This window comes from Kribbella steppae (genome assembly GCF_004342025.1).
Lineage (GTDB): Bacteria > Actinomycetota > Actinomycetes > Propionibacteriales > Kribbellaceae > Kribbella > Kribbella steppae.
Window position 1 is genome coordinate 46,780 of the sequence record NZ_SLWN01000001.1, and the last position, 23,752, is coordinate 70,531.

General features: G+C 68.8%; 21 protein-coding genes. 8 read left to right on the forward strand and 13 right to left on the reverse strand.

The genetic code is table 11. The features are described from left to right. Positions 1-24 precede the first annotated feature (24 nt). The 4 genes from EV652_RS00200 to mraZ all read right to left on the reverse strand — a co-directional run bounded on the left by EV652_RS00200 (position 25) and on the right by mraZ (position 4,872). Complete coding sequence (locus tag EV652_RS00200) at positions 25-2,262, reverse strand: peptidoglycan D,D-transpeptidase FtsI family protein (RefSeq protein ID WP_242001462.1); 2,238 nt, start codon at positions 2,260-2,262, stop codon at positions 25-27. 154 nt (positions 2,263-2,416) lie between these two features. Then, positions 2,417-3,070: a cell division protein FtsL gene (gene ftsL, locus EV652_RS00205; RefSeq protein WP_132206896.1), complete on the reverse strand. Its 654-nt coding sequence runs from the start codon at positions 3,068-3,070 to the stop codon at positions 2,417-2,419. Then, the gene (rsmH, locus tag EV652_RS00210; RefSeq protein WP_132206897.1) at positions 3,070-4,035 is read right to left on the reverse strand and encodes a 16S rRNA (cytosine(1402)-N(4))-methyltransferase RsmH; all 966 of its coding nucleotides are present in this window, start codon (positions 4,033-4,035) and stop codon (positions 3,070-3,072) included. Before rsmH ends, ftsL begins: the two co-directional genes overlap by 1 nt. 405 nt (positions 4,036-4,440) lie before the next feature. Then, positions 4,441-4,872, reverse strand: a complete 432-nt coding sequence (gene mraZ, locus EV652_RS00215) for a division/cell wall cluster transcriptional repressor MraZ (RefSeq protein ID WP_132206898.1) — start codon at positions 4,870-4,872, stop codon at positions 4,441-4,443. A gap of 629 nt (positions 4,873-5,501) precedes the next feature. Between mraZ and EV652_RS00220 the strand changes: the two genes are divergently transcribed. From EV652_RS00220 to EV652_RS00230, 3 genes are read left to right on the forward strand one after another with little or no spacing between them, the layout of a single operon-like run. After that, positions 5,502-6,440: an AAA family ATPase gene (locus EV652_RS00220; RefSeq protein WP_439649035.1), complete on the forward strand. Its 939-nt coding sequence runs from the start codon at positions 5,502-5,504 to the stop codon at positions 6,438-6,440. 3 nt (positions 6,441-6,443) lie between these two features. Further along, the gene (locus EV652_RS00225) at positions 6,444-7,730 is read left to right on the forward strand and encodes a DUF58 domain-containing protein (protein WP_132206899.1); all 1,287 of its coding nucleotides are present in this window, start codon (positions 6,444-6,446) and stop codon (positions 7,728-7,730) included. Then, the gene (locus tag EV652_RS00230; RefSeq protein WP_132206900.1) at positions 7,727-10,078 is read left to right on the forward strand and encodes a transglutaminaseTgpA domain-containing protein; all 2,352 of its coding nucleotides are present in this window, start codon (positions 7,727-7,729) and stop codon (positions 10,076-10,078) included. Before EV652_RS00225 ends, EV652_RS00230 begins: the two co-directional genes overlap by 4 nt. A gap of 233 nt (positions 10,079-10,311) precedes the next feature. Here the strand turns inward: EV652_RS00230 and EV652_RS00235 are convergent, their stop codons facing one another. After that, positions 10,312-10,716 carry an SCO2097 family morphological protein gene (locus EV652_RS00235; protein ID WP_242001463.1) on the reverse strand — a complete coding sequence of 135 codons (405 nt, stop codon included), beginning with the start codon at positions 10,714-10,716 and terminating at the stop codon, positions 10,312-10,314. A 338-nt stretch (positions 10,717-11,054) separates the two neighbouring features. Next, positions 11,055-11,801 (reverse strand): methyltransferase domain-containing protein, encoded by a 747-nt coding sequence (locus EV652_RS00240; RefSeq protein WP_132206901.1) that lies wholly within the window; start codon positions 11,799-11,801, stop codon positions 11,055-11,057. Positions 11,802-12,033: 232 nt separating this feature from the next. Between EV652_RS00240 and EV652_RS00245 the strand changes: the two genes are divergently transcribed. Then, a complete protein-coding gene (locus tag EV652_RS00245) occupies positions 12,034-12,393 on the forward strand; it encodes a cupin domain-containing protein (protein WP_132206902.1) in 360 nt (119 codons plus the stop codon). 94 nt (positions 12,394-12,487) lie between these two features. Here EV652_RS00245 and EV652_RS00250 read toward each other — a convergent pair whose 3' ends face one another. The 6 genes from EV652_RS00250 to EV652_RS00275 form a co-directional block, all read right to left on the reverse strand. Then, positions 12,488-13,360: an ABC transporter permease gene (locus tag EV652_RS00250; RefSeq protein ID WP_132206903.1), complete on the reverse strand. Its 873-nt coding sequence runs from the start codon at positions 13,358-13,360 to the stop codon at positions 12,488-12,490. Next, positions 13,357-14,169, reverse strand: coding sequence for an ABC transporter permease (locus EV652_RS00255; RefSeq protein ID WP_132206904.1), 813 nt, complete (start codon positions 14,167-14,169; stop codon positions 13,357-13,359). The genes EV652_RS00250 and EV652_RS00255 overlap by 4 nt, the downstream gene beginning before the upstream one ends. Continuing rightward, the gene (locus EV652_RS00260) at positions 14,166-15,203 is read right to left on the reverse strand and encodes an ABC transporter ATP-binding protein (protein WP_132206905.1); all 1,038 of its coding nucleotides are present in this window, start codon (positions 15,201-15,203) and stop codon (positions 14,166-14,168) included. Before EV652_RS00260 ends, EV652_RS00255 begins: the two co-directional genes overlap by 4 nt. A 326-nt stretch (positions 15,204-15,529) precedes the next feature. Next, on the reverse strand, positions 15,530-16,741 hold the full coding sequence (locus EV652_RS00265; RefSeq protein WP_132206906.1) for a DUF480 domain-containing protein: 1,212 nt from the start codon (positions 16,739-16,741) through the stop codon (positions 15,530-15,532). 382 nt (positions 16,742-17,123) lie between these two features. Next, the gene (locus EV652_RS00270; protein WP_132206907.1) at positions 17,124-17,597 is read right to left on the reverse strand and encodes an SAV_6107 family HEPN domain-containing protein; all 474 of its coding nucleotides are present in this window, start codon (positions 17,595-17,597) and stop codon (positions 17,124-17,126) included. After that, a complete protein-coding gene (locus EV652_RS00275; protein ID WP_132206908.1) occupies positions 17,594-18,112 on the reverse strand; it encodes a DUF6504 family protein in 519 nt (172 codons plus the stop codon). The genes EV652_RS00270 and EV652_RS00275 overlap by 4 nt, the downstream gene beginning before the upstream one ends. Before the next feature lie 418 nt (positions 18,113-18,530). Between EV652_RS00275 and EV652_RS00280 the strand changes: the two genes are divergently transcribed. Together EV652_RS00280 and EV652_RS00285 are read left to right on the forward strand one after the other, a co-directional pair. Next, positions 18,531-19,115: a DM13 domain-containing protein gene (locus EV652_RS00280; protein ID WP_132206909.1), complete on the forward strand. Its 585-nt coding sequence runs from the start codon at positions 18,531-18,533 to the stop codon at positions 19,113-19,115. 34 nt (positions 19,116-19,149) lie between these two features. Then, entirely contained in the window at positions 19,150-19,620 is a 471-nt protein-coding gene (locus EV652_RS00285; RefSeq protein WP_132206910.1) for a YbaK/EbsC family protein, read from the forward strand. 85 nt (positions 19,621-19,705) lie between these two features. On the opposite strand, the gene EV652_RS00290 is transcribed toward EV652_RS00285, so the two are convergent. Next, positions 19,706-21,625, reverse strand: coding sequence for an N-acetylmuramoyl-L-alanine amidase (locus EV652_RS00290; protein WP_132206911.1), 1,920 nt, complete (start codon positions 21,623-21,625; stop codon positions 19,706-19,708). Positions 21,626-21,801: 176 nt separating this feature from the next. Here EV652_RS00290 and EV652_RS00295 point away from each other — a divergent pair, with 176 nt between their 5' ends. After that, positions 21,802-22,413, forward strand: a complete 612-nt coding sequence (locus EV652_RS00295; protein ID WP_132206912.1) for a DUF4126 domain-containing protein — start codon at positions 21,802-21,804, stop codon at positions 22,411-22,413. Then, on the forward strand, positions 22,413-23,720 hold the full coding sequence (locus tag EV652_RS00300) for a phytoene desaturase family protein (protein WP_132206913.1): 1,308 nt from the start codon (positions 22,413-22,415) through the stop codon (positions 23,718-23,720). The genes EV652_RS00295 and EV652_RS00300 overlap by 1 nt, the downstream gene beginning before the upstream one ends. Positions 23,721-23,752 lie beyond the last annotated feature (32 nt).

Sequence of the window (23,752 nt, forward strand, 5' to 3'; positions counted from 1 at the left end):
CCGTGACTCCTACCTGACCCTTCGTCACCAGGTGATCGGTACGTCGGGCTGCTTCGCTCCCGTCGGCGGGACGACATACTTCTGCAGCGCGTAGCTCATCACGTCTCGGAACACCGGTCCTCCCTGGAAACCACCACCCCGAGCACCCGTCGGGTCGTGCAGTACGACGTACGTCACGAACCGTGGGTTGTCGGCCGGGGCGAATCCGGCAAAAGAAGTCGCCCACTTGCCGTAGCGGCCGGTCTTCGGGTCGACCTGCTGCGCGGTTCCGGTCTTGCCGGCCACCAGGTAGCCGTCGATCGCCGCCTGCGGCGCGGTGCCGTTCTTCGCGGTCACCGCCTCCATCATCGTGGCGACCTCCTTGGCGGCCTTCTCGCTCACCACCCGGCGCGGAGCCGCGGCCTGGTTCGGGGTGACCGTGCCGTTGGCGTCGACGTAGTTGCGGACCAGCTTCGGCGGCATGTAGACGCCGCCGTTGGCGACCGCGTTCACCGCGGCGGTCATCTGTACGGCGTTCACCGACAGCCCCTGACCGAACGCGACGTTCGACCGGGTCAGCTCGGGCCACTCGTCACCGGGCTGCATCAGGCCCTTGCTCTCGCCCGGGAAGTTCAGTCCGGTGGGCTCACCGAAGCCGAAGTCGTGCAGGTACTTCACGAACTGCGGGATCCGCATCTGCTGCGCGGCGATGATCGTCCCGACGTTCGACGACTTGGCGATCACCCCGGCGATGGTGAGGTTGAGCGTGCCGTGCGACCAGTGGTCCTTGATCGTCCGGCGCTGGACCTCGATGCTGCCCGGCACTCGGATCTTCGTGTTCAGGTCGATCAGCCCGGCGTCGGCGAGCGCAGCCATCGTGACCACCTTCTGCACACTGCCCGGCTCGTAGGTGCGCTCCAGCGCGGGGTTGTTCAGGTCGCTGGACTTGAACTTCTTGTTCGGGTCGAAGGTCGGGTAGTTCGCCATCGCCATGATCTCGCCGGACTTCACGTCCATCGTGATCACCGTGCCGGAGCTGGCCTTGTACTGCTTCACCGCCTGCTCGATCCGCTTCTCCGCGAACCACTGCAGGTCCGCGTCCAGGGTCAGCTGCGCGGTCAGGCCGGGCTTGGGCTCCTCGACCGTGTGGTTCGCGTTCGGGATCTTGTTGCCCTTGGTGTCGACCTCGTACATCGCCTTGCCGTCCTGGCCGGACAGCGTGTCGTTCATGCCGTACTCGAGCCCGGACAGCCCCTTGCCGTCGGCACCGACCACGCCGACCACGTTGGCCGCGATGGTGCCGTTCGGGTGGCTGCGGATCGGGTCGTCCTCGGTGTAGATCCCGGCCAGCAGTGGCGCCTGCTGATCCTTCGGTACGCCCTGGTTCTGCTGGGCGATCTGCGAGTTCTTCGCCTTCAGCTCGGCCTCGATGTCGTTCCAGGTCTGTGGGCTGACCTGGCGGGCGAGGTAGGCGAACCGGCCCTTGCCGGTCATCGCGGCGAGCAGTTTCGCGGACGTCGTACTGGTCAGCTTCGGCGCCAGGATCGTCGCGAGCTGCTGGGCGACCGGCTTGGTCTGGGTCGGGTCTGCGGTGATCGCGACCGCGTCCTCGGACACGCTCAGCGGTACGCCGTTGCGGTCCACGATCGCGCCACGCGACGCGTGCAGGTCGAACGGCTTGGTGTTCTCCTTGGTGGCCGCGAGGGCGTAACTGTCCGGGTCCACGCCCTGCAGCAGCACCAGCCGGCCGGCGAACAGCGACAGCACGAACGCCATCACCCCGAACGTCACCCGCAGCCGCAACGTCGGCCGTCCGAGCTTGAGGGTGCGCGGCGGCTTCCTCTTCTTGGGCCGAGGAGGTCGCCTGTTCTGCGGCCGCTTCTTGGCCGGGCTCTTCTTACTGGGCGCCTTCTTACTGGGCGCCTTCTTGGCCGGACCCTTCCGCGCTGTGCCGTCCGCGCTCGTACGGCGAGGTGCCGGACGCTGACCGGCCGCCGCCTTCCGCGGCCGAACCGCACCTGCGCTCTCAGCCCGCGCAGTCGCTCCCCGGCTGGCCGCAGCCTTTCGCGGTGCAGGCCGCTTGCCACCGCTGGCCTGCTTACGCGGCGCCGCCGCACGCTTGGACCCCTCAGCCGCCTGCTTACGTCGCCCGGACCCTTCGCCGGCCGCCTGCTTGCGCGACGCAGCTGGGCGCCCTCGGCCGGAGCCGGGCTGGGTGCGGCCCTCGCCACCTACTTCCGGCCGGCGCGAAGCGCCGGCTGCCTCCTCCTGAGCCTTGCGCAAGAGACGCTCTCGGGTGGACTCGGGACGCTGTGGGGTGGTGCGGCTGCTGTCTGTAGCGGACGAACGACGAGGCTGAGCCTTGCGGGCCGGATTACTCCGGCCCGATTCACCACGCTTGCGTGGCGGCTCGCTGCCCCGTCGGTCCGTCATCCGATCATCCCCCGGTGGTCGTGGTGCCCGTGGTCGTGGTGGCGGGCGGCTTGTTGCCCGTCGCCGTACCAGTGCGTGCGGTGGTGCCTGTCGGCGGCTTGGTGCCGGTCGTGGGTGGCTTCACCGTGGCCGCCGGCGGCTTCACGGTGCTGGCCGGTGGCTTCACCGTGGTCGCCGGCGGCTTCGGCTTGACCGTGACCACCGGCGGCTTGGCCGCGACACCGGTCGGCGTGCCCGGGCCGAACATCGCCGTACCCGTGCCGGCCTTGCCCTCCTCCGGCACGCCCAGCACCTTGCCGTCGGACATCCGCAGGAAGACCGGGTTCGGGTTCGGCACCATGCCCATCCGCAGTGCCCGGTCGGCCAGGTTCTGCGGCGACTCGAGCGTGCGGACCTGCTTCTCCAGTTGCTCCTGCTGATCCCGCAGCCCATCGGCCTGCTTGTTCAGCGCGGTGACCTGGAACGTGCCGCCCTGCAGCTCCGTGTTGAGCAGCAGCAAGCCGACCAGGCCGGCCGCCAGCAGCGACACCACGAAGATGACGAACGGCATCCGCGGCGGCCGGAACGGCGCGCCGTAGACGACCCGCAGCTTCGGCTCCGACCGCTTCGCCGGCGCCGGTGTGACCCGGGCCTTGGACGGACTGAACACAGTGCTCATCAGGCCACCAATCCCTTCGTCCGGACCCGCTCGGCCGCCCGCACGCGAGCGGAGGCGGCCCGCGGGTTCGCCGCGACCTCCTCCTCGGTCGGCCGCTCGGCACCGCGGGTCAGTAGCTTGAGGTACGGCTCGTGCCCGGCCGGAATCACCGGCAGGTCGTCCGGTACGTCGGACTTGGTGCCGGCCGCCAACGTCTGCTTGGTGATCCGGTCCTCCAGCGACTGGTAGCTCATCACCACGATCCGGCCGTGCAGCGCCAGCGCCTCGATCGCGGCCGGCAGCGCCCGGCGCAGCACCTCGAGCTCGCCGTTCACCTCGATCCGCAGCGCCTGGAACGTCCGCTTGGCCGGGTGTCCCCCGGTCCGGCGGGCGGCCTGCGGGATCGCGTTCCGAACCAGCTCGGACAGCCGCGCACTGGTGGTGAACGGCTCGGTCTCGCGCTCACGCACGATCCGGTCCGCGATCCGCCGGGCGAACTTCTCCTCGCCGTACTGGAACAGGATCCGGGCCAGGTCGGCCGCGCTGTAGGTATTCACGATGTCCGCGGCCGTGGTCGGGCCGGTGCTGTCCATCCGCATGTCGAGCGGCGCGTCCTGCGCGTAGGCGAAACCGCGCTCGGCCTCGTCCAGCTGCATCGAGGAGACGCCCAGGTCGAACAGGATCCCGTCGATCTCGGGAACGTCGAGGTCCGCCAGCACCTGCGGCAGTTCGTCGTACACGGCGTGCACGAAAGTGGTGCGCTCCTGGTACGGCGCCAGCCGGTCACCGGCCAGTCGCAGCGCTTCGGGGTCACGGTCGAGGCCGATCAGCCGGGCCTCGGGGAACTCACGCAGGAACGCCTCGGAATGACCACCGAGACCGAGGGTCGCGTCGACGAGAACTGCGCCGGGGTGCGCGAGTGCGGGAGCCAGCAGCGCGACCACGCGCTCCAGCATCACCGGCACATGCCGCTCCGCAGCGTTCATCCTCGACCCTTCCCGTCGCCGCGGGAGCGACCCTGCCCCCGCAGGTTCTCTGTGTGGTGCGTCCTGCCTTTCCGGCCTGCTCGGTGTGAGCCCGCCTGTGCGGTGAGGCGCCGTCCGGATGTCGCGGATCCGGTCCGGCTGTTCGCCGTACTGCGTCCTGCCTGTGCTGCTCTGGGGCGGGGTCGAGCCGGATGGCCGGCTGCGGATGGAGTCGGGTGGAGCTGAGTGGTGAAGCCCTCTGGAGACATCACCGTCCGGTCAGATCACGGGTACGCCTTCCGGGGAAGTACCTCGCTGCCTTGGCGCCGGGGAAGTGGCGTCAACACCTGAGGTCGGAAGTCGGACCCGTGATCTCACCGGACGGCCGGTGCGCTCGCGGTGCCGTTACTGCTCCCACTGTTCAACTCAGAAGATGCCGGGCAGTACCTCCTCGGACAGGTCGGCGAATGCCTGCTCCTGCTCCGCGGAGTACCTGTTCCAGTTCTCCGTGTTCCAGATCTCCACCCTGTTCATCGCCCCGATGACGACACAGTCGCGATCCAGTCCCGCGTAATCGCGCAGCATCGGCGGGATGGTGACCCGGCCCTGCTTGTCCGGCACCTCGTTGGAGGCTCCGGCGAACAACATCCGTAGGTAGTCCCGCGCACCTTTGTTGGTGATCGGCGCCTGCTTCAACTGCTCGGTCAGCTGGACGAACTCGCGCTCGGGCCACACGGACAGCGACCGCTCCTGTCCACGCGTGATCACCAGGCCCTCAGCCAGTTCGTCCCGGAACTTCGCCGGTAGGAACAGCCGTCCCTTGTCGTCGAGCTTGGGGAAGTGAGTTCCGAGGAACACGCTCCACCTCCCCGTTGCGGACTCTCCGTCTCAGGCGAGCTGTTTCCACCACTTGGGTTCCACTGCGCTCCACCTTACTCCACTTTCCACCACCGTCAACCAACTTCCGCCCCATTTCCCCCACGCGCCGCCCGATTCCCGCCCGGCCCGCCGCGTGTCGCCCGTCGCTCAGCCGGCCTGAATCAGCGCTCAGCACCCGGCTTTCGCTCCACTCCCCTCCACCCGGCCGTCCTCCACTTCACTCCCCGGCCTTTCCTCCACTTCGCTCCACCGGCCTTTCCTCCACTTCGCTCCCCCGGCCTTTCGTCCACTTCGTTCCCCGACCTTCCTTGCACTTCGCTCCACCCGGATTCGGCCAGGTCGAGGCCGAACCTTCCGGGCGTCCGGGCCGTCGTACGCCCGGCACAATGTTTTTCTCACCCGTACGCTTGGGGGGACGACTTTCCGACCCACGCCGGTGAGGGCCTGTGCCGATGAACACCGAAACGCCAGGTAACGAAACTTCCGCTGCTCTAGGCCGGGCCCCTACAGCGGGTGAGAATGTGTCGGCCGTCAACGAATGGGGAGGACACAGGGTGAGCACCACCGCGACCAGCTCGGCGCTGGCAGGAGCCGGGGACTTCGACGAGCTGTCCGAGGTGGCGGGCCGGGTCCGCCGGGCGATGGAGCAGGTGATCGAAGGCAAACCCGACGTGGTCGAGGTCGCCATCACGGTCCTGCTGGCCGAGGGACACCTGCTGATCGAGGACGTGCCCGGCGTCGGTAAGACAATGCTGGCCAAGGCACTGGCCAAGTCGATCGACTGCACCGTGCGCCGGATCCAGTTCACGCCGGACCTGCTGCCGTCGGACATCACCGGCGTCTCGGTCTTCAACCAGGAGATCCGCGACTTCGAGTTCAAGCCGGGCGCGGTGTTCGCGAACATCGTGGTCGGCGACGAGATCAACCGCGCCTCGCCGAAGACCCAGGCCGCGCTGCTGGAGTCGATGGAGGAACGCCAGGTCACCGTCGACACCACGACGTACCAGCTCGAGGCGCCGTTCATGGTCATCGCGACCCAGAACCCGATCGAGATGGAAGGCACCTATCCCCTTCCCGAGGCGCAGCGCGACCGGTTCATGGCCCGCGTCTCGATGGGCTACCCGGAGCCGGCCGCCGAGCTGCGGATGCTCGACGGTCACGCCGCCGACGACCCACTGCTCACCCTGCAGCCGGTCACCGACGGTCAGCAGATCCTCCGGCTGGTGAAGACAGTGCAGTCCGTGCACGTGTCGGATTCGGTCAAGGAGTACGCCGTCGCGCTCGTCGGAGCGACCCGCCGGGCGCAGGAGCTCCGGCTGGGCGCGAGCCCGCGGTCGACCCTGCATCTGATCCGCGCCGCCCGTGCGGCCGCGGCTCTGGACGCTCGGGAGTTCGTCCTGCCGGACGACCTCCAGGAGCTCGCCGTACCGGTGCTGGCGCACCGTGTACTCCCTGCGGCTGAGGCGCATCTCGGTGGGCGCGGTGCAGCCGACATCATCTCCGGGCTGGTGGCCACCGTGCCGCTTCCCCGCACACGTCGGGACTGAGTCATGCGGCAGGCACTGCGGGGGCTGACCACGAGAGGACGTGCCTTCGTCGCGGCAGGTATCACTGCGTCGCTGTGCGCGCTCCTGCTCGGGCAGAAGGACCTGCTGCGCGTCGGCATCCTCCTGGTCGCCCTGCCGGTCGTTGCTGCGCTCGTCGTCGGACGGACCCGGCTGCGGCTCCAGGTACGGCGCAACCTGACACCGGCTCAGGTGCCGGTCGGCGCGCAGGCGACGGTGGAGCTTGCCCTGAGCAACCAGGGCCGGATGCCCGCCGGTCTGCTGCTGCTCGAGGACCGTATTCCTTATGTACTGGGGCACCGGCCCCGGTTCGTCGTCGACCGGGTCAGCCCGAACTGGCGTCGTACGGTCAGCTACCCGGTCAAGAGCGACGTACGCGGACTGTTTCAGGTCGGGCCGTTGATGCTCACCGTGGCCGACCCGTTCGGCCTGGTGGAGACCAGCCGCACGTTCACCCGCAGCCAGCAACTGCTGGTGACGCCGCGGGTCTGCCGGCTGCCCGAGATCCGGCTGGGTGCGGACCGGGCCGGCTCGGGTGAGAACCGGCCGCGGGCGATCGCATCGGCCGGCGAGGAGGACGCGACGGTCCGCGAGTACCGCGACGGCGACGACCTGCGCCGGGTGCACTGGCGGTCGACCGCACGACGCGGCGAGCTGATGGTGCGGCGGGAGGAGCAGCCCTGGCAGAGCAGGTGCTCGATGTTCCTGGACGCGCGGACCACCTCGCACCACGGCCACGGACCTTCGTCCAGCCTCGAGTGGGCCGTCAGTGCGGCCGCCTCGATCGGCACGGATCGGATCCGCCGCGGCTACGCGACCACCCTGCTGGGCGGGCCGACCACGCTGACGGCGATCAACCACCGTACGTCGGCCGCCGTCCATCAACCGCTCACCCCACAGCAGTTGCTGACCGAGTGCGCGACCGTCGAGGAGCACAAGTACGCCGAGATCAGCCCGCTGCTGACCGTCGACCGGCACACGCAGGAGCCGAGCCTGGTGATCGCGATCGTCGGCGCCTTGAGCTCGGACGACATCACCGCACTGAACCGCTGGCGGACCAGTCAGGCGATCGGCGTCGCGGTGGTGCTCGACGCGGCCAGCTGGGCGGTCGGCGCCGAGACGACCGAGAAGGCGGCCCGGCTGACCGCCGCCGCGGACGCCACCGAGAACGAACTGCGCCGCAACGGCTGGCGAGTCGCCAGGGTCCGGCGCGGTGACCACCTACCCACCGTGTGGTCCGCCCTAGGACTCCGAAGCGGGAGGATCGCATGACCGGTCACGCAAGGATCTCCCTCGCTGCTTGGGGCGCGACCATACTGGGGGCGCTCGTGCTCACCCCGGTGTTCTCCGGGCCGTTCCTGTTCATCAGCGCGTTCTTGTGCGGTGCGGTCACCGGGATCGGGATCCTGCTGCAGAACCTGCGGGCTCCGCGGATCGTCGTACCGTTCGTCCAGCTGCTGGTGCTGGTGGAACTGATCTCGCTCTTCTTCCTGCGCGAGACGCTGAAGTTCGGGCTGATCCCGGTGAAGGGGACCGCGCTGGAGTTCAACCAGCAGATGGTCAACGCGATGGACTCGATCAATCGCTTCAGCGCGCCGCTGCCGCCGGACTCGCACCTGACGCTGTTCGCCGCCTCGGTGATCGCCGCGACCGGGTTGCTGATCCACGTCATCGCCGTACAGCTTCATCAGGCCGCGTGGTCCGGGTTGCTGCTGCTGATCATGTACACGGTGCCTGCCGCGACCGTGCACGGCGGCCTGCCGGCGTTGCTGTTCGTCCCGCCGGCGCTCGGATACATCGTGCTGCTGTCGGCCGAGGGTCGCAGTCGGCTCAGTCGCTGGGGCCGTCGTATCTCGGGTGTGTCCCACCTGGATGCCGCCGAACCAGTAGAGGCGTCCGCGCTCGGCCAGGCGGGCCGCCGGATCGGTCTGACCGTCGTGGCGCTGGCCGCGCTGCTGCCCGCGCTGCTGCCGACGCTGCCGGAAGGTGTCATCGGCAACGGTCTGGCCGGCAGCGGACCCGGTACCGGGATCGGCGCGTCGATCTCGTCGACGGACCCGATGCTGGACATGGGCAAGAACCTGAACCGGGGCGACAACGTGGTCGCGCTCACCTACAAAGGCGGCCCTTCGGGCGGTACCTACCTGCGGCTCACCGCGCTCGACTTCTTCGACGGCGACACCTGGCGGATCGCGCCGCGGCAGGCCGGCCGCAAGATCAGCGGCGACCTGACCCCGCCGCCCGGGTACAACGGCGACCTGAGCAAGGTCCCGCAGTCCAAGCTGGAGATCGACGTCAGCCGGAGCTTCCGCTCCCAGTTCGCCCCGGTCCCCTACCCGGTGCGTTCGATCTCGCTCAAGCGGGACTGGCGGTACGACGCCGGCGCGCTGGACGTGGTCTCGTCGAACGGGCAGGTGGTCGCCGGCAAGAACTACGATCTGACCTCCTACGACCTGCAGCCGACGCCGCAGCAACTGCACGACGCCACCGGCTCGGGTGAGCCGGACCAGTACACCAGCCGGGTCCCCAGGACCCCGGACTCCATCAAGGAACTGGCCCGGACGCTCACGAAAGATGCCAATGGCAACCAGTTCGAGGCGGCCGTGCTGCTGCAGAACTGGTTCCGTAGCGGCGGTGGCTTCACCTACAGCACCGCGAACCAGCGCGGCAGCGGAATGCGCGCCTTGCGCGAGTTCCTGCTGGTGAACAAGACCGGGTACTGCGAGCAGTTCGCCACCGGGATGGCGCTGATGGCCCGTATCGTCGGCATCCCGTCCCGGGTCGGCATCGGATTCCTGCCCGGTCAGGCCGGCAAGGACGGCGAGTACACCGTGCGGATGCACGACATGCACGCCTGGCCGGAGCTGTACTTCCAGGGCATCGGCTGGATCCGGTTCGAGCCGACGCCGGCCGCCCGGGTGGCGCTCACGCCGGACTGGACCGTCGCCGCGGCCCCGGAGACCAGCCCGACGACGGCACCGAGCACGGCGCCGACCGCGCCAGGGGCGAGCGAGGACCCGGGCATCGAGAAGCCGAACGCCGACCCCGACCTGCCGAGCGACAGCGGTGTGACGATCGTTGACGGCGGCAACTGGTTCACCAACGGCGGCGGCCGGACCATCGCCATCGTCGCCGGTGTGATCGTGCTGCTCTGCATCCCGTGGCTGATCCGCAGCCTGACCCGGCGTCGCCGGTTCGCCAAACCGCCTGGCCGACTGGGCGCCGAAGGCCTGTGGGCGGAGGTCCGCGACACGTCCCGCGACCTGGGACTGGACTGGTCCGAGATCGCCACGCCACGCCAGGCCGGCGACTGGCTCGTCACCAAACTGCCCGCCGAGGCCCATCCGCAGGCACTGCGCCTCGCTCGCGGCATCGAGGCGCTGCGGTACGCCGGTGACGTGGACCTGGCCCTGGACCTGCGGGCCGAGGCAGCCGCCGTACGCCAGGCCCTCTGGTCACAGGCACCGCGACGCCGTCGCTGGCGGGCACGGCTGCTGCCACCGTCGTGGCGCTGGTACCTCAACCGAGGCAGCACAGAGGCCTCCGACCTCCTCGACGAGTTCGACCTCCTACTGGCCCGCCTCCGCTCCCTGGCCCTGCGCCGCCGCCACGCCAACTGATACCGAGGCCGCCTGATGCCGAGGCCGCGCAGCTCCCGAGCTGCGCGGCCGACTCATGCCCGCGGCACTGCACCCCCAGCCGCCGCACCCAACCCGCACCCACCAACGACGGCAGCGGCAGCGGCACCTGAACACCCCAAGAACAAAGCCCGAACAAACAACCACACCCGCGCCCCCAAGGGCACGGGTGTGGTTTGTCGGCCGGCTGCGCGCTCAGGCGCTGCGTCCTACCGTCAGAGGTCTTCGTCGCGGCGTCGCCGCCAGCGATCCTCCATCCGCTCCATGAAGCTGCCGGACGAGTCGTGCTTGGTCCGGTGCCTCTTGGTCGGCGGCGGAGGCGGCGGAATGTCGTCGGCGTCCCCCGCGTTACTGATGCGCTTCATGCTCAGCGCAGCGATGTACAGACAGGCGACCATCATCACGAAGCCGATGACTCCGATGATGGTGTTGGGGATGATCGCGCCGGCCATCAGGACAACTATGCCCAGCACGAATCCAACGCCGGCAAGCACTGCCCGGCGCTTGTAATACAAGCGCACATTTGTCCCTCGCATGGCGGAGACGAACTTCGGGTCTTCCGCAGCAAGGGCGCGTTCGAGCTGCTCGAACTGGCGCTGCTCTTCTTCCGAGAGGGGCACCGTCGATCCCTCCATGGTGAGCGCGATCTCGATAGGCCGACTCCAGTCTAGGCCGACCGTGCCTCACACGAAACCCTGACCGGCTGTCCAGCGCGTCACGGTCCGGCAACTGCCCCCATCACACTCTGCTCAAACCCGCCAAACCCGGCGTGTCGCGCCCCGTCCGACCGGCGGTAACGCGTGACCCACGGCGATCCGCTCCCCTGACCGGTCTATGCCATCTCGGCCATCATGACCTGCACTCTCCGAACAGCCCTGCCTTGGTCACGACCTCATCACCCTCTGTCGCCCCGAGGCCGTGTGACCCATGGCACACCCAGAGCGAACCGGCTGAGCGATCAGCGGGTGGCGAGGATGTGGAGCTGAGTGGCCAGGGCCCGGAACGCGGGGTGCTGGCTGGCGGCCCGCTCGAGCTCGGCCAGGGACTCGGCGGCGCCTGGTTCGGCGTCGACGAACGCGGACGGAACAAGGTCTGCGAACGTACGGACGCCATGCACGGTGTGAACCGTGAAGCCGGCGTCGGCCAACTGCGCGGTGATACTCGCCTCGTCGTAGCGCCGCGGCATCGGATCCGTCGCACCCCAGCGCCCGTCCGGATCCTGCAACGCGACCCGCGCCTCAGCCAGGTGACCCGCGAGCGCACGCGCCAGGACCACAGCGTTGCGCTGGGCAACGAGAAGGCTGAGTACGCCGCCTTCCCGCAGTACCGACGCCATCGCCTGCAACGCCTGCACCGGGTCGTCGACGACCTCGAGCACGCCATGGCACAGTACGGCGTCCGCACTCGACTCGCCCGCGAGGCCGGGGAGCTCGGCCGCGTCACCCTGCACACCGCGGATCAGTGCGCTCACACCTTCGTCACTCGCCCGCCGCTCGAGCGAGGCCAGTGCGTCGGGACTCGGATCCACGACGGTCACCCGATGCCCCTCGACGGCCAGCGGCACCGCGAACCCGCCGGTACCACCACCCAGGTCGACGATGTCCAACCCCGGATCGCCCTGCGCCCGCCCCGCCAACGCGACCCGCAGAGCCTCGGCCACCAGCGCCGTCCGCACCGAACGCCGCCGCCGATCGACCATCGTCATGACCCTCCTCAAACCATCAACCCCCACCGCGCCACACCCTACTTCCCCACCACCCCACCCCACCCACGCCGCCCCACCCACGCCGCTCCAGCCATGCCGCCCCAGCCACCGCGTGGTCCGACCCGGCTGAGGCGGCCGTAAGCGGGCGTTAAGTCGTGGAGTCTGTCAATGCACGAACGGAGGGCGCATCGTGCGAAGGAAGGGGAAGAACCACCCACCAAGGAGGGGCATCATGACTGTCTACAGCAAGTCGTTCGACGAGCCGGACGAGCAACGTTCACCGGACAAGACGAGGGTCGATGTGGTCAAGCTGCCGGGCGCCAGCGTCGCCCGGATCACCTTCCAGCCCGGCTGGCGTTGGTCGGAGTGCATCCGTCCCGTCGTCGGCGGCGAGTCCTGCCAGGTCCGGCACGTGGGAACCCTCGTCTCCGGCGAGATGGAGATCGTCCACGACGACGGCACCAAGGCACGCATGGTCCCAGGCATCGCCTATGTGATCGAACCAGGCCACGACGCCTGGGTGGTCGGGGACGAGCCCGCGGTCGGCCTGGAGTTCGAGTCGCTGGCCGCCGAGACGTACGCCAAGAGCTGACCCAAGCGCTGACCCCGCCGAGGGCTACCGCGCCCGGGGGCGGGCGTCGCGGCCGCCGCTCGCCCCGGCCGACCGCGACACCAGCCTGCCCGCGTCAGGAGCTCGCGCTCGCATACGAACGTTGGCCCCGGCGCCAGAGCATCCGGACGAGCGACACCGCGACCACCGACAGCGCGATCCCGCCGGCGACCGGCATCCAGCCGACGTCGCCAGCCAGCGCCTGGACCGGGAACGTCGTCGCGAACGCCACAGGGAACGCGAACGTCAGGAACGTCCGCACCGCCACCGGGAAGAACACCAGCGGATACCGGCCCGCTTCGACCAGGTTGAGGTAGATGGCCCCGATCGGGTTCACCGACTGCAGCCAGAACGCGAGGAACGACATCGCACTCCACACGGTCGCGAGCAGCACCACCCCGCAGGCCGCAAGCACGAGCGCCTGCAGGATCTGCGGCACCGTCGGGGCGGCACCCGACTGCACGAGCCCGAGCACCAGGACGACGATCCCGCTCATGACGTTGCTGAGCTCCGCGACGTTGATCCACCGCAACGTCAGGTAGAACTGGCTCGACACCGGCCGCAGCAGCACGCCATCGAGCTCGCCCTCGGTGATGTAGACCGTCATCCGGTCCAGGTTCGGCGCGATGAACGCCGCGATCAGGCCGGTGACGATCTGGTACGCCCCGACGAGCGTGATCACCTCGGCCCGTGACCAGCCGTGCACCTCCTGGGTGAAGCCGAACAACAGCAGGATCGGCACGATGCCGAGCCCGAGCTGGACGAGGCCGACGAGCAACGTGGTGACGAAGTGCGCGCGGTAGTGCGTCTCGCGGACCACCGCCTGCGCGAGGAACCGCCGCCACAGCCGCAGGTGGCGCACCTGCTTGTGCAGCCAGTTGCGGTCGAGCGGTTGCCGGTCCTCGGCGTACGTACGGAGCTCAGCTGTGTCGTTTGTTCGCTCGCTCATGCGCCCACCGCCGAGTACGCGCGGATCCCGGCCGCCCAGACGAGCCGCGCGAGTGCTCCGAACACGAGCACGTACGCCGTCTGCAGACCCAGGCCCACGAGTAGGTCGTGGCCGGACAGGTTGCCGGCGACGATCTCGACCGGGAACGACACCGTGAACCTGAACGGCTGGTTGTCGATGAACCCGCGCGACCAGTCCGGCATCAGCGCGAGCGGCACGACCGCACCGGACAACACGCTCGCGATGATCAGCCGGGCCTGCGCCAGCGCGGACACGTCGTCCATCCAGAACGCGATCGACGCGATCAGGATGTCGATCGTGAACACCAGGATCGCGCCGAGCACGAGGCTGACCGCGAACACCGCCCAGCGGCCCGGGCCCGCCGGGATGGTCATCGAATCGCGGAAGATCCACCACAGCACGCCGATCATCGGCACCAGCGCGAACAGCTTGAGGAACTTCTCCGACAGATTGTTCGCCACGAAGCCCAGCAGCAACGACGCCGGACGCACCATCCAGCTGGAGAGTTTGCCGAGCCGGATGTCGTTCGCCAGGAAGCCGGTCAGCCACGACGACGTGGCCATCGTGACGAAGCTGAGCAGCACGAAGTACGTGGTGACGTACTGCTCGTCGATCGGGAGTTGCGCCCCGTTCGCGATCGCGGTGCGCCAGATCAGCAGCGAGATGATCGGCACGCAGATATTGGCCGCCATGAAGATGATCCACGCGCCGCGGTAGATGGACTGCTGGGCGATCTCGGCTGCGGTCATCCGGCGCAGCACCCGGAGGTTGCGCACGACGGTGTTCACGACGCGTCCCCCGGCATGCTGCGGCGCAGGAAGAGGTCGCGCATGATCTCCTCGATGTCGGCGTCCGCGACGTCGAGGTCGACCAGCGGACCGATCCGCGTCAGCTGCTCGAGCACCTCGCCGGCCCGCTCGCGGTCCACTTCCAGCTTGATCCTCTGGCCGGAGCTGTCGACCGCCGTCACACCCTCGACACCGTCGAGGTGGCTGCTGTCGACGTTCGTCGCGTACGTCGCCTGGACGAGTTTGCGCGGGCGAGCGGTGTGCACGAGCTCGTCGAGGCCCCCGTCGTACTGCAGGCGTCCGTGGTCGATGATCATGACTCGGGAGCAGAGCGCCTCGATGTCGTCCATGTCGTGGCTGGTGACGAGGATCGTGGTGCCGCGGCGCTGGTTGACCTCGGCGAGGAACGTCCGCACCCGCGCCTTCGCGACCACGTCGAGGCCGATCGTCGGCTCGTCGAGGAACAGGATCTCCGGACCGTGCACGAGGGCCGCCATCAGCTCGAGCTTCATCCGCTCACCGAGAGAGACCTTGCGCACCTGGACGTTCAGCAGGTCCTGGACGTCGAGCAGTTCGGCGAGCTCGGCGACGTTGCGGTCGAACTCCTGCGTGCTGAGACCGTACATTTCCTTGTGCAGCAGGAGACTCTCCATCGCGGGGACGTCCCACCAGAGCATGGTCTTCTGCCCCATCACGAGCGCGATCCGCCGCAGATAGTCGTGTTTGCGGCCCGACGGGGTGAAACCGAGGACCTCCAGTTCCCCGGACGTGACGTACAGCAGGCCGGACAGCATCTTCAGCGTGGTGGTCTTGCCGGCGCCGTTCGGGCCGAGCAGCCCGACGACCTCACCACGGTTGATGCTGAACGTGATGCTGTCGACGGCGAGCCTGGTCTCGTACGTACGCCGGACGAGGCTTTTGATCGCGCCGCCGAGACCGGCCTGCTGCTTGTGGAAGGTGTAGGTCTTGGTGAGATCGGTCGCCGCGATCACCGGCGGCTGATCCGAGGGGACATCAAGGGATGCGTGCGTCACGGTTGAGCACCGCTTTCGAGAGTCGGTGGTGAGATCGGACCGGGCAGCGTCAGCGCAGAGCGCATGAGCGTCCGACACCGTCGAGCTGGATCGGCCGGGCGACCGTGCGGTCCGTCCCGGCTGCGCGATCTCGCAAACCCTCAACCATCGATCGCGCTGGCTGACGCTAGATCAACCCCGTCCGCTATCTCGACGAGATGCAGGCATCTCTCCCTCTGGTCCTTCCGACATACGGCTGCCAGTCGAAACGCTATGCCAGCCTGGAAAGCGATGTCCACCTAGTTTCGCTGCCGCCCGACGGTGGCGGATCGAGTAGTTGACCGCGATCAGGAGGCGGTGCGACCGACGACGTACAGGCGCTGGGTCGTCTCCTGCCTGGCGGTGATGGGACCGCGGAGATACCACTCGACGTCGACGAGGCCGGCCGCCTCGACCACCCCGACCACGTACGCGGGGTCGTGCAGCACGAAGTCGAGGTCGACCTCGTGGCCGAAGAACTCCTCGACGTGGCGGACCTCGGCTCCGGCGTGCAGGCCGAGGACGAGCCAGCCGCCGGGATCGAGCGGGCGCACCAGGGCCGCGACAGCGTCGGGAAGCTCAGAGGGAGCCAGGTGGATCAGCGAGTACCACGCCAGGACAGCCGCCCAACCGGGGCTTGTCGGCGGGCGGCCAAGCCGCCGCAGGTCGCCGACCTGGAAGTTCCGGTCAGGGAAGCGCCGCCGGGCCTCATCCACCATCGCGGGCGACAAGTCGATCCCGGTGGCGTCGGCGTCATGATCGGCGAGGTACGCGGTGACGTGTCCCGGGCCCGAGCCGACCTCGACCACCGGGAGTCCGGCGGCGTGGGCGATCACCCGGTCCAGCAGCCAGGTTTCGAACGGCAGCTTGTTCAGCTCGTCCAGAAGCTCGTCGGCGTAACTGGTGGCGACAGCGTCGTACGACGACCGCACCCGAGCGTCGCGCGCATCCGCCCCGTCGGCGAGCACCGCGTCCCTGTCGACCGCCTCGGCGGCGATCGGCGCGGCCAGCTCCGGCAACGGCCCCAGCAGATGGATCCAACGGTGGTCTTGCTGGCCGGGGCGCCGTTCGAGCTCACGGACCAATGGCTCGGGACGCCCCGCCATCCGGCGCAGGCATGCCTCGACCTCGGCCCGGTCGGCGAACCCGTGCAGTCGCTCGGTGCGGGTACGCAGTTCACCGGGCGCCTGCTCACCCCGGAGGAGCAACACCGTGAGGAGCGCGCGCTCGTCGGCCTCGAGCTCGAGCCGCTCGTCGAGGGTCTGGTGGTATTTCAGCGTCCGCCGGCCTGTGTCGACCCACACGATCCGCACCAGCCCGCGATCCTTGAGGGACCGTGCGATCCGCTCCACCGTCCCCTGGTCGTAGTCGACGACCGGTTCCCGGTTGCTCGTCTGGTTGCAGGCCGTCCGCAGTGCGTTGGCGGTCAGCGGGTACGACGCCGGCACCGTCGTCTGCTTCTCCATCAGGCTGCCGAGGACACGCTGGTCCTCAGCGTCAAGAACAGGAAGTTCACTCACGCCCCCGACCCTAAAGCCCCATGGGGCTTTTACCTGCGGGGCGGCCTGGAGGTGTGGCTAGCCGGGTTGGTACGTCTCGGGGTCGATCAGTTCGATGGGCTCGAAGCCGGCGCCGTTACATCTGTCGCAGATGAAGTCGCGCCAGCTGCCGGCGCCCGTGCACTTGCTACACAAGCCGTCGTGCCACGAGTCGCCGTCCAGCGACTGGTGCGGTCGTGGGTAGTGGGCGTCGGCGAGATAGCACTCCACCCCGGTGACGGCGTGGACGCGACCACACAGGTCCTTCCCGACCCCTCTGCGTAGCTGGCTCAAACGTCATATCTCCCGAGTCGGCTGCCGTGGCCCACCTACTGAAGGCGCACGGCCGTCAGCAGGTGGGTGGTCAGCTGGCTTGCATCCAGGGTTGGGTCAGGACGGATTGGGGGTCGGTGGTGGCCGTGAGGGCTGGGGTGTTGGAGAGGCGGAGACTGGTCTCGACCAGGTCGTAGAAGGTTTCCACGGCACGGACGAGGTCGTCGGCCTCACGGGTGCTGACGGCGCGTTCCAGGCCTGCTTCGGCGGCGGCGCGCTGGGCGGCGCCGGCGGCGAAGAAGGTGGCCCATTCGCCGAACTCGGGCGCTACCTCCGCCAGCAGGACCCAGGCATTGCGCTGGACCCGGCGGCGGGTGCCGGAGCGGACCGGGCGGGCCCGGACGGCGAGGACCGCGGCCGCGACTCGGAGGGCCGCGACGTGGGCGCTCGAGTAGCGGATCAGGTGATCGCTCGTCTCCACCGCTTCGGCCAGTGCGGCTCGTGCGCGGGACAGTTCGCGGCTGGCCGCGCCGGCGGCTGCCGGGGATACCGGTGAAACGGTCATCGGTCCGTCACCCTTTCCAGTTGCCAGCGGCCGGAGTCGGGGTCGTGCGCGAGATCGAACAGCTCACGCCGACCGTGCCGACCGCACCCCGCCTCTACTCGGTGGACCGCACGCCGCGGTCCCCAGTCCGCATCCAGTACGCCGACCGCCGCCGGACTCTCCGAGATCCCCGCGGTGTCGTCGGCGATGGCGCTCCCGGCGGGAGCGAGGGCGGTGGTGCTCCCGCCGGGAGAGTGCGCGGCAACGCAGTCGGTGCGAGAGCGGGGGCTCGCCGGCGCTGCCACGCCGTTCAGGTGGGCACCGGCGCGGGTTCGCGCCGGGCCGGGGCGGCCGTCGTACGTGGCGCCGAGGCCGGCGCCGATGATGCCGCGTTCCCACCAGGCGGCGGTCTCGGTCCATTGGGCCTGGACGGAGCAGACGCGCCAGAGTCGGCCGCGCCAGAGGAACTGCTCTGGGGTCTCGACGCCGTCCACGACATCCGAACGCACCTCGACGGCCTCGTCGAACTCCCACATGCTCCATCGCCTCCTGTGTACGAACGACTTTCCTTGATCGAGGACAAGCCCTTGATCAAGGACTAGCCCTTGATCAAGGACTGGCTCCTGACCGACGGCTGGTCCCGGGGCCCGGCGGGCGGGCACGAGGTGGGGGTCGAGGTCCACCTCGGTGCCCGATCCGCCGGGACCACCGGTTTCCGATGCGGCCGCAACTCCGCACCGGAGCCGTCCAGCTGCCCGGATCACCCCTGGCCGGCCTCCCGACGACGCCGGGTCGGAGGTAATCGAACATCTGTTCGAACACGAACAGCGTATCGTCGCCCGCCGACAAACGTCAACGGGCCGTAAGGCCGGCGCGCCCCCACGCGCCCGATCCACCGTCCAGACTGAGAAGGAGACAAGCGCCGTACGACGCAGGAGAACGGAAGGGGCGACGATGCCGAGGCTGACAACCCGGTGGCGGGCAGCACTGATCGCCGCGGCGGCAGTGGCCGTCGTGGTCACCGCGGTCGCGTTGCCGCTCTTCCAGCCGTGGCGGCTCTTCACCGACAAGGTCGTCGACGAAGCGCTGCCCGGTGCCGTTCCGATCTCCACACAGTCATCGTCGACGACGCCACCGACAGTTTCGGAGAAGCCTTCGACCGGCCCCGAGGTTTCGACCGCGCCCCCCGAGGTTCTGCTGACCGGGAAGCTGATCACGCATGAACACGCCACCGAAGGCACCGTCGCCGTCCTCAGACTCGCCGACGGCTCCCGCGTACTCCGCCTGGAGAACCTGGACACCTCCGACGGCCCCGACCTCAAGGTCTGGCTCAGCGACGCCGCGGTGGTGCCCGGCCGCCCGGGCTGGCACGTGTTCGACGACGGGAGGTACCGCAATCTGGGCAGCCTGAAGGGCAACCACGGCAACCAGAACTACGCCATCCCGAGCACCGTGAAGCTCGACGACTTCCGCAGCGTCGCGATCTGGTGCGACCGCTTCAACGTGTCCTTCGGCGCGGCCGAACTCAAAGCCGCCTGAGAATCCGGGTGACAGGCCGCCTAAGCTGCCGAAGGTGAGCAATCATCCCAATGTGCAACGGGTGGCCGACGCGCTCCAGGCGGCCGGGGCCACCGGTGAGATCGTGATCCTGGACGAGGCGGTTCCGACCGCGGCGGCCGCGGCGGCGGAACTCGGCTGCGAGGTCGGCGCGATCGCGAACAGCCTGGTCTTCGACGGTGACGGCGCCCCGGTGCTGATCCTGACCTCGGGCGCGCACCGGGTCGACACCGCGAAGGTCGCCGCCGAGCTCGGCATCACCAAGCTGCGCCGCGCCACCCCGGATTTCGTCAAGGAGCACACCGGTCAGTCGATCGGCGGCGTCGCCCCGGTCGGACACCCGCACCAGGTGGCGACGTACGTCGACACCGCCCTCGAGCAGTACGACGTCGTCTGGGCGGCCGCCGGGATCCCGCACTCGGTCTTCCCCACCACATACGCCGAGCTCCTCGAGCTGACCAACGGCACCCCCATCACTGTCAACTAGTCGCCCGCCCCGTCAACTAGTTGCCAGTAGCAAACGACGAAGCCGTCCAGCACCAAGGCTGGACGGCTTCGTCGACGAACGAGACCTAGATCGCAGGCCTCAGATCCACATCGGCGGCGCGGACGTAAGCCATCCGGTGGCCGAACCAGATCTGGTAGTAGCGGTCGTTGCCAAGCACCTGGACCTTGTCGGTCGGCGGCTGCCCGGCGAATGTCACCGCACGGTAGTAGTCGGTCTCGATGGACGGGTCACCGACCGGGTAGGCCTGACCCGCGAGGATCGAGTACTGCAACGGCGTGACGACCTGGTACGGGATGCCCTCCGGGTACGCCGCCTGCTCCGGGTAAGCCCGGCCGTACACCGGCACCGACGCCTTACCCGCCTTCGGCTTCACCACGAGGCCCGGCTTGGAGAACGCGTCCGGAGCCGACGCAGGGCTCTTGAACCAAGCCAGTGCGCCCAGGTACCAGACGGCAACCCAGTCACCCTGTCGCTGCGCCACGACGTACTGCGAACCGGCGGCAGCGCGTGCACCGATGTCTGACACCTGAGTCGTGCTGTTCGAACCGTCAGGGCGCAGTCCGATGTCCTTGACCAGCGAAGCCGCGTCGTCCGGCGCCTGACGCAGGTAGACGAAGTTGGTGCCCTGCGGCGTGCAGGTGGTGCCGGCACCGGTGCAGTTGGTCAGCGCCTGCACGTTGTCGTCGAAGCCGGGCTTGATGGTGACGATCGAGCCCGCCTTCACCGGGAACACCGACTTGCCCCAGATCGGCGCGCCGAGCAGGTCGAAGTAGTGCTCCCAGTCCCAGTACGGTCCCGGGTCCCAGTGCATGCCGCGGACCGTGCTCGGGATCGTCCCGGGCACCTGGTCGTGGCCGATGATGTGCGCCCGGTCGAGCGGGATGTCGTTCTTGGCGGCCAGGTAGCGCACCAGCTTGGCCGAGTTGCGGTAGAGCGACTCGGTGTACCAGGTCGCACCCTGGGCCGCGAAGCCCTCGTGCTCGATGCCGATGCTGTGCATGTTCACGTACCAGTTGCCGGCGTGCCAGGCGACGTCGTTGGCCTTGACGTGCTGCCACGTGTGGCCGTCGGACGAGCGCATCGTGTACTGCCAGCTCACGTACGTCGGGTCCTGCACCAGGTTGAGAACGCCCTGCCAGCCGCCCTCGGTGTCGTGAACGATGATGTAGTCGATCTTGCCGGTCTTCGGCCGGTTCGCCAGGTCGTGGTTGCCGTAGTCGCCACCACCCAGGTCCTGGTACGGCGCGGGCAGCCATTCACAGCCGAGCGACGTCGGGCACTCCACACCGGAGTTGTCGGCCGCAACACCAGCCGGCAGCGACAGCTTGCTCACCTGGGACTTGTCCGGTGCCACCGCAACGGCAGGCATCACGATCTGCTGGCCGGTGTTCGTCGTACGGGCCGCACCGCGGGCCATGATCGAGTAGACGTCGTCAGCAAAGCCCGACGCGGCCACCCGATCCGAAGCTCCGGCGTACGACGCCACTGCGCCGTACCACTGGGCTGCCGAGGTGTCAGCGCCGACCGGGAGCCCGAGAGAGCGCTGGTACGACGCCAGCAGCGCAGCACCACCCTCGATATTCGCGGCGGTCTCATTGCGCAGGGCAACCGGGTCCAGCCCGGTCAGCTCGGAGGCCTTGTAGAGAGTCCGCAGCGAGCTGGTCTTGGCGACCTTGCGCTTGCCGGAGAGGTCCACGACCGCGGTGGGGTCGACAGCGGTGAGGTGCATCGGGCCGTAGCCGCCGTCGGTGCTGGACGCACCCCGGTGGTCGTCCCAGCGGGTCTCGGCGTACGACACGGCCAGCAGCACGGACTCCGGTACGCCGTACTTCGCGGCCACCGCGCTGAACGCGGAAGCGGCCATGGCAGTCGGCCCGGGGGTCGACGCAGCAGCAGGTGGACCGCCTGACGACGACACGCCGGTCACCGTGATGGCCAGCGCTACCGCAGTCAATGCGGCGAGAATCTTCGGACGACGACGCATGTTGTTTCTCCTGAACCGACGGCGGGGATGCCCGTCACACAGACTGGCAGCCTGATCACTGTGAGTCGAGGAGACCCGGAAGTCAACGGTTAACCAAAACTCGCCGTCAGAGGTTCGATACTGACTACACGGGGTCGTCGCACGGGGTGGCGACCGAGGGTTACGGAGCAGGACACATGGAAGCGTTGCCGTTGGCGTTCACGTCGGGCTGGGCGAGTGGCATCAACGCCTACGCCTGCGTGCTGATCCTCGGTCTGCTCGGCCGGTTCGCCGGGGCCGACGACGTACCGACGGCGCTGACCAGTAACGGCGTACTGATCGCAGCGGGTGTTCTGTTCGCCTTCGAGTTCGTCGCCGACAAGATCCCGTACATCGACTCGGCCTGGGACGCGATCTCCACGGTGATCCGGCCGACCGTCGGTGCGATCATCGCCGTACTGCTGTCCGGCGAGGCGAGCACGCTGCAGCAGGCCGTGATCGTCACCACCGGCGGACTGGTCGCACTGCTCTCGCACGCGGTGAAGTCGAGTCTGCGGCTCGCGATCAACACCTCCCCCGAGCCGGTCACCAACATCGCCGCGTCGTCCGGTGAGGACATCGCCGTCGTGAGTGTGATCTCGCTGGCCGCGTTCCACCCGGAGGTCGCACTCGTGATCGCCGGGATTCTGCTCGTGCTCGGCCTGATCGGGGTGTACGTCGCCCTCAAGTTCATCAAGCGTGGTTACGCCAGGTTCAAAGCCTGGCGGGAGAAACGCAGTGCCCCGGCAGCCGGAAGTAGTGCTGTCTGATGGCTCGTGTGATCGTCGTCGGGGCCGGGCTCGCCGGTCTCGCCAGTGCCGTCCGGCTGGCCAAGCTCGGCCACCAGGTCACCATCTGCGAGCGAGACGAGCGCCTGGGCGGGGTCCTGGGCCGAATCGAGGCAGACGGGTTCAGTTGGGACGCAGGAGCGGCCAGTACGACGCTCCCGGCCGCACTGCGGGACCTGTTCCGCAAAAGTGGTCGCCCGATCGAGAGCCTGGTCCAACTGGAGCCGGTGACCGAGCCGCGGCGGCACATGTTCGCTGATGGCTCCGTGCTCGACCTGCCGATCACCGACCGCGGTGAGCAACTGCAAGCGTGGTCAGACCTGGCCGGCGAGAAGACGGCCCAACAGTGGGTCTCTCTGGTCGACGGGTACGGCGAGACCTGGCAGGTACTGCGCAAGACGTCGCTGGAGCCGCCGCTCAAGGACAAGCTCCCATTGGGAGCAGTCCGGACGCTCAAGCCGTGGCAATCGCTGGAGCGGGTCGCACAACGCCAACTGGATGACGACAGGGCTCGTGCGGTACTGCGGCACTACGCAGCCCAAGGTGGATCGGACGCGAAGCTCACACCCGGGTACGTCGGTGTCTGGTCGTACCTGGAGCGCACCTTCGGCCGCTGGACGATCGACGGTGGTTTCGGCGCCCTCGCGGATGCTCTCGCGCAACGGGCGAGTGAGCGGAAGGTCGACGTACGGACTGGGGCCGAGGTGGTCGCTGTCACCACGTCTGACGGCGGTGTGACCGGCGTACGGCTCGCTGACGGGACTGAGCTGCCGGCGGACATCGTGGTGAGCGACATCGACCCGCGTGAGCTCTACGGGCAGCTGGTGGATGACCCGGCGGCCAAGAAGGTGCGCAAGCAGATAGAGGCGACACACCAGGCCCAGGCGGCGTACGTCGTACACCTGGGACTGCAGGAGCCGCTGCCGACCTTGCCGTTCGAGACTGTGCTGCACGGCACGCCGACTGTCGTCGTACGAGCGGGCGGGCAGGCACCGGCTGGGCACCAGGCCTGGTCGGTGCTGGTGCATGGCTATCCGACTGACGACGTACTGGACCTGCTGGTGGCGCGTGGCCTGCACATCCGGGACAAGGTGGTGTCGCGACAGACGTCACCGTCCTGGTGGGCCGGTGTGGCGTGGGAGGGCTACCGGACGGCCCGCCGGCGTGCTGCCAACGTCTCCCCCATCAAGGGCCTGTACTGCGTCGGTGCGGGTGCTCACCCGGGCTCCGGCGTACCGGCCACGACTCTCGGCGCGGCGATCGTGGCGGACGCGGTCGGGAAGGCCTGAGACCGGGTGGGGTCGCGCTACCCGGCGCACGT

Bases quoted from the DNA above. Each gene is read 5' to 3' on its own strand.
- EV652_RS00230 (WP_132206900.1), top strand. From the start codon at position 7,727: ATGACCGGTCACGCAAGGATCTCCCTCGCTGCTTGGGGCGCGACCATA.
- EV652_RS00275 (WP_132206908.1), bottom strand. From the start codon at position 18,112: ATGTGGGAGTTCGACGAGGCCGTCGAGGTGCGTTCGGATGTCGTGGAC.
- EV652_RS00250 (WP_132206903.1), bottom strand. From the start codon at position 13,360: ATGAGCGAGCGAACAAACGACACAGCTGAGCTCCGTACGTACGCCGAG.
- EV652_RS00245 (WP_132206902.1), top strand. From the start codon at position 12,034: ATGACTGTCTACAGCAAGTCGTTCGACGAGCCGGACGAGCAACGTTCA.
- EV652_RS00290 (WP_132206911.1), bottom strand. From the start codon at position 21,625: ATGCGTCGTCGTCCGAAGATTCTCGCCGCATTGACTGCGGTAGCGCTG.
- EV652_RS00295 (WP_132206912.1), top strand. From the start codon at position 21,802: ATGGAAGCGTTGCCGTTGGCGTTCACGTCGGGCTGGGCGAGTGGCATC.
- EV652_RS00300 (WP_132206913.1), top strand. From the start codon at position 22,413: ATGGCTCGTGTGATCGTCGTCGGGGCCGGGCTCGCCGGTCTCGCCAGT.
- rsmH (WP_132206897.1), bottom strand. From the start codon at position 4,035: ATGAACGCTGCGGAGCGGCATGTGCCGGTGATGCTGGAGCGCGTGGTC.
- EV652_RS00225 (WP_132206899.1), top strand. From the start codon at position 6,444: ATGCGGCAGGCACTGCGGGGGCTGACCACGAGAGGACGTGCCTTCGTC.
- EV652_RS00240 (WP_132206901.1), bottom strand. From the start codon at position 11,801: ATGACGATGGTCGATCGGCGGCGGCGTTCGGTGCGGACGGCGCTGGTG.
- EV652_RS00270 (WP_132206907.1), bottom strand. From the start codon at position 17,597: ATGACCGTTTCACCGGTATCCCCGGCAGCCGCCGGCGCGGCCAGCCGC.
- EV652_RS00280 (WP_132206909.1), top strand. From the start codon at position 18,531: ATGCCGAGGCTGACAACCCGGTGGCGGGCAGCACTGATCGCCGCGGCG.
- ftsL (WP_132206896.1), bottom strand. From the start codon at position 3,070: ATGAGCACTGTGTTCAGTCCGTCCAAGGCCCGGGTCACACCGGCGCCG.